At 55.2% G+C, this 13,158-nt stretch carries 10 protein-coding genes; 9 read left to right on the top strand and 1 reads right to left on the bottom strand.

Annotation, left to right across the window (positions count from 1 at the left end):
* Positions 1-34: 34 nt before the first annotated feature.
* Positions 35-715, bottom strand: coding sequence for a hypothetical protein (locus P0119_02430; GenBank protein ID MDF0664913.1), 681 nt, complete (start codon positions 713-715; stop codon positions 35-37).
* 397 nt (positions 716-1,112) lie between these two features.
* Here P0119_02430 and P0119_02425 point away from each other — a divergent pair, with 397 nt between their 5' ends.
* The 9 genes from P0119_02425 (at position 1,113) to P0119_02385 (ending at position 13,155) form a co-directional block, all read left to right on the top strand.
* Positions 1,113-2,462 carry a porin gene (locus tag P0119_02425; protein MDF0664912.1) on the top strand — a complete coding sequence of 450 codons (1,350 nt, stop codon included), beginning with the start codon at positions 1,113-1,115 and terminating at the stop codon, positions 2,460-2,462.
* Between the two features lie 157 nt (positions 2,463-2,619).
* Positions 2,620-3,612 carry a phosphate ABC transporter substrate-binding protein gene (locus P0119_02420; protein MDF0664911.1) on the top strand — a complete coding sequence of 331 codons (993 nt, stop codon included), beginning with the start codon at positions 2,620-2,622 and terminating at the stop codon, positions 3,610-3,612.
* A 122-nt stretch (positions 3,613-3,734) separates the two neighbouring features.
* The gene (locus tag P0119_02415) at positions 3,735-6,056 is read left to right on the top strand and encodes an ABC transporter permease subunit (protein ID MDF0664910.1); all 2,322 of its coding nucleotides are present in this window, start codon (positions 3,735-3,737) and stop codon (positions 6,054-6,056) included.
* A 55-nt stretch (positions 6,057-6,111) separates the two neighbouring features.
* Positions 6,112-7,527, top strand: a complete 1,416-nt coding sequence (gene pstA / locus P0119_02410) for a phosphate ABC transporter permease PstA (protein MDF0664909.1) — start codon at positions 6,112-6,114, stop codon at positions 7,525-7,527.
* Positions 7,508-8,389 (top strand): phosphate ABC transporter ATP-binding protein PstB, encoded by an 882-nt coding sequence (gene pstB, locus P0119_02405; protein ID MDF0664908.1) that lies wholly within the window; start codon positions 7,508-7,510, stop codon positions 8,387-8,389. Before pstA ends, pstB begins: the two co-directional genes overlap by 20 nt.
* Positions 8,390-8,392: 3 nt before the next feature.
* On the top strand, positions 8,393-9,067 hold the full coding sequence (phoU, locus tag P0119_02400) for a phosphate signaling complex protein PhoU (protein MDF0664907.1): 675 nt from the start codon (positions 8,393-8,395) through the stop codon (positions 9,065-9,067).
* 94 nt (positions 9,068-9,161) lie between these two features.
* Positions 9,162-11,600 (top strand): DNA translocase FtsK, encoded by a 2,439-nt coding sequence (locus P0119_02395; protein ID MDF0664906.1) that lies wholly within the window; start codon positions 9,162-9,164, stop codon positions 11,598-11,600.
* Positions 11,597-12,304, top strand: coding sequence for an outer membrane lipoprotein carrier protein LolA (locus tag P0119_02390; GenBank protein MDF0664905.1), 708 nt, complete (start codon positions 11,597-11,599; stop codon positions 12,302-12,304). The genes P0119_02395 and P0119_02390 overlap by 4 nt, the downstream gene beginning before the upstream one ends.
* 92 nt (positions 12,305-12,396) lie before the next feature.
* Positions 12,397-13,155: a 2OG-Fe(II) oxygenase gene (locus tag P0119_02385; GenBank protein ID MDF0664904.1), complete on the top strand. Its 759-nt coding sequence runs from the start codon at positions 12,397-12,399 to the stop codon at positions 13,153-13,155.
* Positions 13,156-13,158: the final 3 nt, after the last annotated feature.

The raw sequence follows: 13,158 nt of genomic DNA, 5'->3' as shown, positions 1-13,158 counted from the left end.
ATGATCATTGGCCTCTGCCTTATGCAGGAGATTATCACTTTGTCAGCTTCCTGAAGAGGACGACCAGCTCTCGCCGGTCTGGCCGGAACAGCCTACTCAAGATGCCTTCTCGAGAGGGAGCAACAGCCGCCGCCGGTTCGAAATCCAGTTTCGTTTCCTGAGGGGCAATAGGCTGCAGCGGCGCCGATCGTCCATCGATCGCGGCCCCGATTCCGGGGTCCGATGCATAGTTGGTCGTCGAACGATAGTTGCCTAGTATGATGTGCAGCTCATCACCATCAATGAAGATCCCGCCGGAGGTCACTTGTTTGATGAGCGCGGTCTGCTGAGTGGATTGATAAAACGTGACGATCTCCTCGGATGTCGCCGTCCCCAGACCTTTTGTGACTAAGGGAGCAAAGAAGCTGATTTCGGCTGCATTGAATGCCGGATGCCGTGGCGGCTCTTCGTCCTTGCTCGTAAAGGGCAAGGATGGAAGCTGGAGACGCGGTTCGACAATCATCACACCAGACAGAACAGCCGTCATCTCATCCGTCGTGATGTCGGTCGGATGAGAATGGCTTCCGCCTACGATATGGTCAATTTCAAGGCGGACAAAGCGTGTCGGGTCGTCGTAGAGGGACACCGTTGGAAGTCGATTTTGACAGGAGGTAAGCCCGAGTAACAGCATGGCTCCAAGAACGAAGACCACACCAGAGTTCTTCGTTGTATCCATCTTTCGCTCCTGAGGGTAAGCCACTACACTGCCTCTCTACCATTACAGGAATGAGGCCTCCATGTTACGACCAGGTAAATTCTCCTACAAGTCACTAACCTTTTTACCGTTCGCTGAGCACACCCTTCTGTGGCGACTGCGAGCCCATTCTTTCACCACCCCTATTCGCTCGATTCGCCGCTCCCTGAAGAAGCAATGCAGTTCATTCACTACTACTTGAATGAGGTGGCGAAAAGGCTCGATGGCATACATTACAAGCTACAAGCGGACAGAGCGTCACAGCTGAAGTACAACCGATTTAACTCATTCGTTACGGGACCGTAGCACTGTCTTAACGCTCCATCGGTATACCTCTCATCGCTGTTCTGAGAAAGAACAACCACTGGGGAGGGATCGAATGAAGGGATGGTGCCTTGCAGCCCGCATGTGTGTGGTCGGTCTGGTGTTGATCTGTAATGTCAATCCGGCTCAAGCCGGCCTGGCCGGCCTGGAGGATCTGCTCTATGAGAAGGGGCATATCACGAAGGAAGAATGGGTCAAGCTGAAAGCCGAACGTGAAAAAGAAGAAGGGATTATTCAACAACGGTCGGCGACGACGAACTGGTACGACAAAATCAGCATACGAGGCTATGCACAATTTCGCTATAGCTACCTCACTGACGAGAAAAATCTGCGCATCGATGATTCTGATGCCTCCGTCGGCAATAACACAGGCTTCACCATTCGCCGCGCCCGCCTCGTCTTTTCGGGTGATATTACCGATTGGTTGTCCTTCTATTTGCAGCCGGATTTCTCCGCCGTTGTTCCGGGCACGACGGGAGACGGAAGTACTAGCGTTGTCCAACTTCGCGACGCTTATACCGATATCTTTCTCCCCCTGCCCTTCCTAGGGAAACAGGAACTGCGCATTCGAGCCGGGCTATCGAAGGTCCCATATGGCTTTGAAACCCTTCAATCCTCCCAACAGCGCGCCCCCTTCGACCGGAGTGACGCGATCAATAGCGCGGTGCCGGGAGAGCGCGATATCGGATTGTTCATGTATTATTCGCCGGCTGAAACCAGGAAACTATTCAGAAGACTTGTCGATTCGGGTCTCAAAGGATCCGGCGACTACGGCGTCTTGGGCATCGGGGTCTATAATGGTCAAGGCATCAATATCTCGGAGCTCAATGACAATAAATATGTCGTCCTGCATGCCACCTATCCCCTTGAATTGCCCTACGGGCAGATCATCCAGTTCGGCGTGGACGCGTATCGTGGAACGTTCAATGTCGGGGCTGCTTCGGGTACCGGCCTCCCAGCTACCCCAATACGGGAAAATAATGGGAACATCCTTGACGAGCGGGTCGGCGTGCATTTCGTGCTCTATCCTCAACCCTTCGGGCTCCAAGCGGAATGGAATTGGGGCCATGGCCCGCGGCTGAACGCAACCCAAACAGCGATTCAAGAGGGCGATCTCCAGGGCGGCTACGTTCAAGCGATGTATAGGTGGAACGTTAGACTGCCGTGGTTGACCGCCCTTATCCCGTATGTGCGCTGGCAAGAATACGACGGAGGGAGGAAGAACCGAACCAATGCACCGTCCACCTTCGTTCGGGAATGGGAAATCGGGCTCGAGTGGCAAATCGTTAAGGCTCTGGAATTCACGATCGCGTACGCCAACACCGAACGAACGAATACGCGAACGGCACCGTATGAAACTCAGGAAGGGGACCTTATCCGTACTCAGTTGCAGTGGAACTACTGATGATATTTCCTTGTAGGGACCGGGTAGAACGCTCCGTGTTTGAGGGCATGTAATAGATCGACGTAACACCACCGTAACACGGTGGTAATGCCCTTGTAACCCTTGGGGAATAGCATGTGTTCATCCTTACCACCAGGAACAAATGAGAGGAGTGCCGATGAAAATATCCGTCGAGCGATTCAGTTTGTATGGCTTCGCCCTGCTAGGAGCCCTTACTTGGGGATTGCCACCGGCCTACGCCGATGAGGCGATCGTACTGGACCCCGCCTTGAAAGGCTATGTCAAGATCAGCGGGGTTTCCGGCAATCTCACCAGCATCGGCTCGGACACGCTTAATAATCTTATGACGCTCTGGGCAGAAGGATTTCGGAAAAAATATCCCGCCGTCAAACTACAAATCGAAGGAAAGGGCTCAAGCACCGCGCCTCCTGCCCTGATCGAAGGAACAGCTCTACTTGGACCGATGTCTCGAGCAATGAAGAGCACCGAGCTCGATGCCTTCGAAAGAAAATTCAGGTATAGACCCACCGCATTCCCTGTCGCCATTGACTCGCTTGCCGTCTATGTCAATAAAGATAATTCATTGCAGGAACTCACCATGACGCAACTCGATGCGATCTTTTCCAAAACTCGTCGACGTGGTGCTTCAGAAAACCTGGATCAATGGGCTCAGCTGGGCGTGACAGGCGAAGTGGGGGATTCTCCGATCAGCATGTATGGCCGTAACTCGGCCTCCGGCTCCTATGGATTCTTCAAGGAGTATGCGTTGAAAAACGGAGACTATAAGGATGAGGTCAAGGAGCAGCCGGGCTCGGCATCCGTTGTACAGGGCATCACGGAGGATCCAGCTGGTATCGGCTATAGCAGCATCGGCTATTTGACATCCGGGGTACGGGTCATTTCGTTGGCGGAAAAAGGCGGAGGACCATTTGTCGCTCCCACGCAGGAGAATGCCATGAATGGGTCGTACCCCCTCTGGCGCCATCTGCTGATCTACGTCAACAAGGCGCCGAACAAGCCGCTTGATCCTCTCGTGAAGGAGTTCATCAAGTTCATTTATAGCAAGGAAGGGCAAGCGGTCGTCATTAAGGACGGATTTTTCCCTCTCCCGCAGCCCGTGGTTGAAAGGGAATTGACAAGAGTCGAATAGATTTCACACCAGCGGACTGGTGGGAATCCGCGATGAAGTGTATGAGGTCGTGTGCTGTCCGATGAGATGCACTCGACGGATGGCGACGCGGCAATGCTGGGGAGAGAAGCCACGGTTAGCGCATGAAGGTACCACCATTCAGTCCGACCCCCGCTGCTCAAGGAGAGCCGGCTTCAGGCTGGGGTTCAATTCCGACTCAGGTTCTTGTGGGTGGACTGTTTGGTCGACGTCGGATCAGATCGATCACGGATGCGTTCACCAGCTTCATCATCAAGGCTGGTGGGATCGGCATCGTTCTTTGCATTCTGGGGATGTGTGTCTTTTTGGTGAAAGAAGTCCTCCCACTATTTCAATCGCCTCATGCGACCTCGATTGAACCGATTTCACTCTCTCCGCTTGAGCAGCCATCGATGTCAGCACTCATCGGCATCGACGAACAGCAAGAAGTCGCCTATGTGCTACGTGGTGCCTCATTGGAGTTCGTCTTCATAGCAGGGGCCACGCCCGCCGTATCAACCATTCCTTCGCAAAATTTGTTGCCGGACGGCTCTGTCACAGCGGTAGCGCGAGCTTTCGGGAAAGGGCACTCTCTCGCCATGGGTACGGGGAACGGGCGTGTCATCCCTGTAACGATCGAATTTACCCAGGAGTTCAAAGGCAACGATCGTTCGATCTCTCCGTTCGTCACGGTCGGAGTACCGATCGTTGCCGCACCGACTCCCCAAGCGATCACCAAAATGGCCTATCAGAGCACGGACTCCGCTCTTCGGGTCGCGGCACTGCTACAAGACCAACATCTCTGGCTGACCACGAGCCGAACAACATCGCGCACGGATGGTACGGCCGCTGCCCCTATCACGCAAGTCGACCTCACATCCACTGTTCCAGGGCGGATCACAGCCTTCACGCTCGGGAATCGAGCTGAGATTCTTGCGGTGGGAACAGCAGAGGGCAAACTGTATCACCTGGACGTGCGCGAACCGGCACAGCCCATTTTAGTCGAGGCGACACAAGCTTCTGACCGGGATGGAGCCATTACCACGCTCGCATACTTGCTAGGAGACCAGAGTCTGGTGGTCGGCAGCGCATCGGGGCAGGTTGCTGTTTGGATGCCTGTGCGCGAGCATCCTGGAACGAATGTGATCCATATGAAGCCGGTCCATCTGTTTACCCCTCATCTGATCACGGTCACCGACATCACGATTTCCCAACGTGATAAGGGATTCATCACTACCGATGCCGGGGGAGAAATCCGGCTGCACCATTCGACGTCCGAACAAACGTTGCTGACGCTCACCCCACAACAGAGGGCACTCCGCAGCACCTATTTTTCTCCGAAAGCCGATGGTGTCGTCGGTTTGTCCGCAAGTGATCGACTAGTCCACTACCACATCGCGAATCCATATCCGGAGATTACATGGGCAACCTTGTTCTCCCCGGTCTGGTACGAAGGTTATGATCAACCAAAACTCGTCTGGCAATCCTCGAGCGGATCGGACGACTTTGAGCCAAAGTTCAGCCTGACCCCGCTTATCTTTGGAACGATTAAAGGCACCTTCTATGCCGTTTTGCTGGCGGTTCCGCTGGCTGTATTGGCCGCAATCTACACCGCCATGTTCCTGCATCCGAATCTGCGGGCAAAGATCAAACCCACGATAGAAATCATGGCGGCGCTTCCCACCGTGGTTCTCGGCTTTCTCGCCGGGCTTTGGTTTGCGCCGGTTCTTGAGCGGAGCTTTCCCGCCATGACGGGGATGATCTTGGTTCTTCCCTTGGCCGTTGCCGCTTCTGCCGGACTGTTTGTGTTGCTGCCTGCCTCCCTTCGCCATGGAATCCGGCCCGGTAGCGAGGCGTTACTCATGATGCCGGTCATCGTAGCCGTTGTCTGGGGGTGCCTGGAGGCTAACGTCTGGTGGGAATCAGTCTTGTTCAATGGCCATTATAAGCCGTGGCTTCAGACGCATCTCGGCATGAATTATGACCAACGGAATGCCATTGTTGTCGGGGTGGCCATGGGGTTCGCCATCATTCCCATCATCTACAGCATCTCGGAAGAAGCCCTGTCGAATGTTCCCAAGAATCTCATCGCCGGATCCTTGGCACTTGGCGCCACGCGGTGGCAAACGCTCGTCCATCTCGTTCTGATCTCAGCCAGCCCAGGCATCTTCTCTGCTCTGATGATCGGACTCGGCCGAGCTGTCGGAGAGACGATGATTGTCCTCATGGCGACCGGCAATACGCCGATTATGGACTGGAGCCTCTTCAACGGGTTTCGAACCCTCTCAGCAAATATCGCGGTGGAAATTCCTGAAGCGCCGCACGACGGGACCTTGTTTCGCACACTCTTCTTGGCCGGACTCCTTTTATTTGTCGCCACCTTTATCCTCAACACGGCAGCCGAGCTGATTCGACAACGCCTCAGGGATAAATACAGTCAATTCTAACTTGAACAGGATTCATGCAGAACAGCTCATGTAACGCGATATCGAGAGTGGCTCGATGAAAGTATGGCTCTGGCAGTTTGTTGGTAGCGGGGAGCTCTTCATTTGGAGCTGCGGTGCAGGACTGTCCCTCTCGCTCCTCATGATCGGGGGACTCCTCGTGCTCATCCTCCTCAACGGGTTCGGGTATTTCTGGCCGGCTGACGTTATGGAATTGACCCTGAAAGACGGAAAACATGTGATCGGCCAGTTGGCTGGCGAAGAAATTGGTCCGAAGGGGATCCCACGAATCAGGATGAAGATCGGCAATCGTGATCTGTACGGGCTGGACTATCGATGGATCAATACCGATCAGATCATTGAACAAACCAAGCCGGCCGATCTCGTGATGGTGGAACGTCTGGAGTGGGGGAACTTCTATGGGCGCCTGCGGACGATTGTCAAGGAAGACCGGGGCGTAGCCGATGGCGCCGATGCCGTATGGCGGTCGCTACCGCCCCTGCTTCGACATGCGGAATCTGGTGAGGCGGAGAATGGGTACAGCTTGCTTGTCGTTGATGCCAATGGAAGAGAAAAGTCCTTATCACTTGGCCAAATTGTGCGGGTCTTGAGACCCAACGATCTTTCGACCTTGGAAAAGGTCTGGGTCTATGTCGGCAACGTCTGGACGGTTCTGACCACGGAGCCACGTGAAGCCAATACGGAGGGTGGGATCTTCCCCGCAATTTTCGGCACGGTCATGATGGTGATCATCATGACCTTCGTCGTGACCCCCTTTGGCGTGATCGGCGCCTTGTACCTCAGGGAGTATGCCCGCCAGGGAGTCATCGTGCGGACTGTCCGGATTGCCGTCAACAATCTCGCCGGGATTCCCTCGATCGTGTTCGGCATGTTCGGCTTGGGATTTTTTGTGTATGGCGTCGGCGGAAGCCTGGATGCGCTGTGGTTTTCCGACCGATTGCCGACTCCGACCTTCGGAACAGGAGGTATCCTTTGGGCTTCCTTGACGCTGGCTCTGCTGACGGTTCCTCTTGTCATCGTCGCGACAGAGGAGGGGCTTGCCGCGGTACCCCGAGAATACCGTGAAGGGTCTATCGGCCTTGGCGCGACCAAATGGGAAACGATGTGGAAAGTTGTACTTCCCACTGCGCTTCCTGGAATTCTGACCGGACTGATCCTGGCCATGGCTCGTGCGGCCGGAGAGGTTGCTCCGTTGATGCTGACGGGTGTGGTGAAGCTTGCGCCTGCCATGCCGATCGACGGAACCTGGCCGTTCCTGCACTTAGATCGAAAGTTCATGCACCTGGGCTTTCATATTTATGATGTCGGGTTTCAATCACCCAACGTCGAGGCCGCCAAACCCATGGTCTATGTGACCACATTGGTGTTGATCCTTGTGGTGGTGACGCTTAACCTGATGGGCATCATCTTGAGAAATCGAATGCGAAGGAAATATGCTGGATCAGCAGTGTGATACGATGTCCGAGTCTCTTCCCCTCACGATGCCTCCCACTCTGAAGCTGAAAGATGAGAGGAAGGAGCTTGGGGACTCCTCGATATCCCATCAAGAGAATGCCGCACAGAAGGCCAAACTTCGGGTACAGGGCTTCGACTTTTTCTATGGTCCTCTCCAATCGCTGTTCAAAATCGACGTAGAAATTGCCGAGCACCAGGTGACCGCCTTTATCGGTCCCTCGGGATGTGGAAAATCCACTTTGCTTCGCTGCTTGAACCGCCTCAACGATCTCATCGAAGGCGCTCGGCATGAGGGGAATATCTTTCTCGACGACGTTGATATTTTTAACCCTGAGATCGATATCACGGATCTTCGGAAACGCGTGGGGATGGTATTTCAAAAGTCCAATCCCTTTCCCAAGTCCATCTACGAAAATGTCGCGTACGGTCCGCGACTTCAGGGTCTAAAGAATCGGGGATTGCTGGAAGGCATCGTCGAAGCAAGTCTCGGAGGCGCCGGCTTGTGGGACGAAGTAAAAGACCGGCTCCACAAAAGCGCTCTCGGTTTATCCGGCGGTCAGCAGCAGCGTCTCTGCATCGCGCGGGCCCTCGCCGTCAAACCGGAAGTCCTCTTGATGGATGAACCCTGTTCCGCGCTGGACCCGATCGCCACCGGCAAGATCGAGGAGCTGCTGTTCTCACTCAAGAAAGAGCTGACCATCGTCATCGTGACGCACAACATGCAGCAAGCGGCACGGGTGTCCGATCGGACGGCCTTCATGTATCTCGGTCAACTGATTGAGTTCGGTCTTACTAAACAGCTGTTTACGAATCCCGTCAAGAAGCAGACGGAAGACTATATCACCGGACGATTCGGGTGACCCATGGTTCAACAGCGACATTTTGACGAGGAACTTGCGGAGCTCAAGACGAAGTTGGCGCTGATGGCCGGTCTTGCGGAAGACCAAATCGACAAGGCATTGACCGCCCTGGTCACCCGCGACTCGGCCTTGGCCTGTCGTGTGATCGAACGGGACCACAAGGTGAATGCGCTGGATGTGGAGATCGACGAAGCCTGCATCGAGTTGCTGGCGCTCCACCAACCGGCCGCGCGCGACTTACGCTTGGTGACGACGGCCATGAAACTGTCCACTGAGCTCGAGCGCATCAGCGACCTGGCGGAGAGTATCTGTGAACGAGCGATCGAGTTGAATGAAGAGCCGCAGCTCAAGCCCTACATCGATATCCCGAGGATGGGACACCTTGCGCGGATGATGGTGAAGGAAAGCATCGACGCCTTCGTCAAGGAAGATGCCAAGCTGGCCAGGAAAGTGGTCATGGATGATGACTTCGTCGATGATCTCATGGAACAGTTGTTTCGAGAGTTGCTCTCCTTTATGGTGGAGAACCCACACACGATTTCCCGTGCCATCCGATTAAGCTTTATCGCCAAATCTCTCGAGCGAGTGGCCGATCATGCCACTAATATCGCCGAGCTCGTGGTCTACCTGGTTGAAGGCAAAATCATCCGGCATACCTCACCACCGGTTCAGTTGTAACACCCCAATTCATTCTCGTTCAGGGCGCACCAGACCAGAAGCCCGAATGCCCGTTTGTTTGAAATGACTCTGCCCCTGTGCTAGCATCCCTCGCATGGGTGCCACCACGAGGGCTAAGCGGAGAGAAGCCCGCCGCGCCCCATCCCCCTCTTCTCATATGCAGCGCGAAGTGATCGGCGTGATCTTGATCGCGTTGAGCTTGCTTATGCTCTTGAGCCTTTTGTCATTTGTGCCTGGGGAGGCGAAGATTGTGGCGGCCGGTGCCTCGAACGCCGACCCGCCTCGAAACCTCATCGGTTCATTCGGAGCTCTCTTGGCCGGAGCTTTTTTTTATGGGCTCGGTGGAGCGGCCTATCTCTTTCCCGTGCTGCTGGGGCGATTGGGATTTCGCTGTTTTTCTCAGGCGCCGGTGAGTCTCAGGCTACGGACGGCCGCCAGTTCCTTAGCATCCGTATTCTTCTTGGCTGCTTTTCTGCATCTTGAAACAACGGGGGTTCCGACCCTGACCAGCGGGATGATTTCCCGTGGGATGGCTGGTGGTGTCGTCGGCCAGACGATCGCCGAGGGGCTCCGTGCCGTCTTTGCCGGAACCGGCGCTCATATCCTGATTATCACGGGATTTCTTGTGTCTCTTCTTCTGACAACGCCTCTGTCGCTGGCCGAAGCCGTGCGTCGGATGCCGGAAGGTTGGGTCGTTCTCCGCGAGGGCTTGTCCGCAGTGATGCCCGAGCGATCAATCGATGTCCAGAAGAACTCCGTCAATCGACGGCCACGGGTGAGGTCTTCGCGGCCGACCGCCGTCATCCAGGAAGAAGAATCGGCTGTTGAAAGGATCGAAGCAGCAGAACCGAGCCCAACTCCGTCCTCATCTGGTCCGGTCATCCAGCCATTCCCTGTCATCACTGCGACAATGGAAACGCAAGCGACTGAACCGGAACCGGTTGTTCCACCGGCTGAGCCCGTGGATTATCAACTGCCTGACCCTGAGATTCTGTTAAGCGATCCTTCCGGACCACTGGATCGGATGTCGGATGAAGAATTACGAGCCCAGTCCGAGGTCTTATCACGAGCGTTGATGAGTTTCGGTATCGAGGGTACCGTGACGGAAGTAAGGCCCGGTCCCGTCGTCACGATGTACGAATTTGAGCCGGCGCCCGGCACGAAGGTGGCCCGCATTGTGAATCTGGCTGATGACCTTGCGTTGGCTCTCAAGGCGACGAGTCTACGCATCGTTGCGCCGCTGCCGGGGAAATCAGTGGTTGGGATCGAGGTGCCGAACCGGTCTCGCGAGACGGTGTCGCTGAAGGAAGTCGTCATGAGCGATGCCTTTCGTCGTGCAAGGTCGAGACTGACACTGGCGTTGGGCAAGGACATCTTCGGTGCCCCGATGACGGCCGATCTGAAGACGATGCCGCATCTCTTGGTAGCCGGCGCCACCGGCGCCGGGAAGAGCGTCAGTTTGAACACGATGTTGCTCAGCATTCTCTTTTCCGCCAAGCCCAGTGAAGTGAAACTCCTGCTTATTGATCCGAAGATGCTCGAGTTTCAATCGTATGAGGGAATTCCCCATCTGTTGCGCCCGGTGATTACCGAGCCCAAATCTGCCGCGAGAGGGCTGGGTTGGGTCGTCGCTGAAATGGAACGACGGTACAAGCTGCTGGCAGAGGCTGGTGTGAGGAATGTCGATGCGTACAATCGTAAGGTCCTCGGTCTGCATGAAGCGCTTGCTGGCAATAGCCTAGCGGGCGTTGAGCAGACTGAACTCCCAATGCAGTTTCTCTCAGAAGAAGAGCGCCTCTCTGCCGGTGAAACCTCGATTCCCGAAGGTGAGCGTGGTTGCATGCAACCAAAACCGACGCCGCCGGAGCCGCTGCCTTTCATCGTTGTCATGATCGACGAGCTGGCAGATCTGATGATGGTGGCTCCGAAAGATGTGGAAGATAAGATCGCCCGGCTCGCACAGATGGCGCGGGCTTCCGGCATTCATCTGGTGCTGGCAACCCAACGCCCATCCGTCGATGTGCTGACCGGCCTGATCAAAGCAAATTTCCCTGCGCGGATCGCGTTTCAAGTCTCTTCGAAGACCGACTCGCGCACCATTCTTGATGCCAATGGAGCGGAGGCTCTCCTCGGTCGGGGCGATATGCTATACCTGGCCTCCGGCACAGGCCGCCTCGCTCGTCTGCATGGGTCTTTTGTGGCGGACGACGATGTCCGTTCAGTTGTTGAGTTTGTGAAGAAGCAAGCGCTCCCGATCTACAATCAGGAACTGCAATCCCTCAAGTCAGAAGAAGCGGCAGAGGAGGAGGCCAAGGACGAGGTGTATGAACAGGCCAAAGATCTGGTCCTGTCGACCGGACAGGCTTCGGCCTCGTTAATTCAGCGTCGACTGAGGGTCGGCTACCCACGCGCGGCCCGTATGATTGAACAAATGGAGACAGATGGCATCGTGGGGGCAGCGGGTCGCGATGGGCGTCGGGAGGTGCTTGGTCGGCGCGGTCCGGTGGGAGCGGCGGAAGCAGCGGAGGCATGATGCGTTGGTGGCTTACAGCTTCATTGAGTGTCGTGCTCGTCTTGTCGGCCTGGGCGGCAGAGGGGCCGATTGATGAAAAGGCGTTGCAGGAAGTTCGCGAAGTCGTCAAACAACTGCAAGCTCGATACGAGAAGACCAAAGATCTGCAGGCCGACTTTTCTCAGAAGACGAAGATTGAGGGGTTTGAGCGGCCCGTGACGTCAGCCGGCAAGGTATATATCAAAAAGCCGGGCCGTTTACGGTGGGACTATGTGGATCCGGCGACTGAACAAATCTATGTGAACCAGGAAGATGTGAAGGTATATGTCCCAGAACATAAGCAGGTTCTGGTCGGGAAATTGACTCAGATGGCTGCCTCGAAGGCGCCGTTGGAACTGTTGCAGGGAGCGGCCAGACTGGATGAGTCGTTTGACGTTGAACCCACCATTGGAAAAAGCAGGGGAGCTGGTGGGATGCCCCTTATCACGCTGATTCCCAAAGCCAAGGATCAGGAATCCACCCAGAATCTTCAGAAGATCATCGTCGAGGTCTTCCCCAAGACCTATTATATCCGCACGGTGTCACTCCATGAGATCAGCGGCAACGTCGCCGTCTTTGAATTTTCGAACTTGAGACCAAACCAGGGATTAGGTAATGAGGTGTTCGACTTTAAGACCCCGTCGGATGCGGAAGTCGTCAGGGCTCCGGTGTTGAACGGGCCATGAACCTGGTCACAGATCATGAATCCGCTGGGAAGCGAGCGGGTTTTCCTTAGACTGATGGCTGATGACATTTGAACACAACGGAGAGTCTTGTCGTGCAACAATTGACGAGTAGTGTGACGGACACAGTCGATCAGGCTGTCGCCTCCTTGGAATTCGATCTTCTCTACCGGGAGTATTGGGAACAGAACGAGTTCTTGGTGATCAAGCAATTCTTGCCTCGCGCCTTCGTAGAAGAAGTGTTCGTTCCTCAAGCGCAGGCTGTCAAATCGGATCTCAATCGCAATTACATTCCCGGCCATAAGAAGGGCGGGAGTGTCAGCTATTATACGGTGCAGGAGAAAGCTCCCCGCTTTCTCGACCTCTACCGCTCCGAATCCTTCAGGCGATTCTTGAACCGTCTCGTTGACGCAAAGTTGATGTACTGCCCAGACAACGATCCCCATTCCTGCGCCCTCTACTACTATACTGAACCGGGCGACCACATTGGGTTCCACTACGATACGTCCTACTATAAGGGCGCTCGGTACACGATCTTGATGGGGTTGGTTGATCGATCAACCCAGTGCAAGTTGGTGTGTGAGCTCTTCAAAGACCACCCGACCAAGCAGCCGCGCCATCTCGAGCTGATCACGGAACCCGGCGATATGGTGATTTTCAACGGGGACAAGCTCTGGCACGCGGTCACGCCGCTCGGAGAAAGTGAAGAGCGGATTGCTTTGACGATGGAGTATGTCACCAATGCGGAGATGGGCACAGTCAAGCGGCTCTATTCGAACCTCAAAGATTCCTTCGGCTATTTTGGATTCGCCACGGTCTTCAAGCGGGCGCTAGGTTTGAACCGATCGAAGTGATGG

Source organism: Nitrospira sp. (assembly GCA_029194665.1).
In the GTDB taxonomy this organism is placed as follows: Bacteria; Nitrospirota; Nitrospiria; order Nitrospirales; family Nitrospiraceae; genus Nitrospira_D.
The sequence above is the reverse complement of the archived record's forward strand: the minus strand, read 5'-3'. Positions and strand labels throughout refer to the sequence as shown.

Excerpts from the sequence above, each read along its gene's own strand:
- pstB (MDF0664908.1), top strand. The coding sequence starts at position 7,508 with ATGCTGGATCAGCAGTGTGATACGATGTCCGAGTCTCTTCCCCTCACG.
- phoU (MDF0664907.1), top strand. The coding sequence starts at position 8,393 with ATGGTTCAACAGCGACATTTTGACGAGGAACTTGCGGAGCTCAAGACG.
- pstA (MDF0664909.1), top strand. The coding sequence starts at position 6,112 with ATGAAAGTATGGCTCTGGCAGTTTGTTGGTAGCGGGGAGCTCTTCATT.
- P0119_02390 (MDF0664905.1), top strand. The coding sequence starts at position 11,597 with ATGATGCGTTGGTGGCTTACAGCTTCATTGAGTGTCGTGCTCGTCTTG.
- P0119_02395 (MDF0664906.1), top strand. The coding sequence starts at position 9,162 with ATGGGTGCCACCACGAGGGCTAAGCGGAGAGAAGCCCGCCGCGCCCCA.
- P0119_02425 (MDF0664912.1), top strand. The coding sequence starts at position 1,113 with ATGAAGGGATGGTGCCTTGCAGCCCGCATGTGTGTGGTCGGTCTGGTG.
- P0119_02430 (MDF0664913.1), bottom strand. The coding sequence starts at position 715 with ATGGATACAACGAAGAACTCTGGTGTGGTCTTCGTTCTTGGAGCCATG.
- P0119_02415 (MDF0664910.1), top strand. The coding sequence starts at position 3,735 with ATGAAGGTACCACCATTCAGTCCGACCCCCGCTGCTCAAGGAGAGCCG.
- P0119_02420 (MDF0664911.1), top strand. The coding sequence starts at position 2,620 with ATGAAAATATCCGTCGAGCGATTCAGTTTGTATGGCTTCGCCCTGCTA.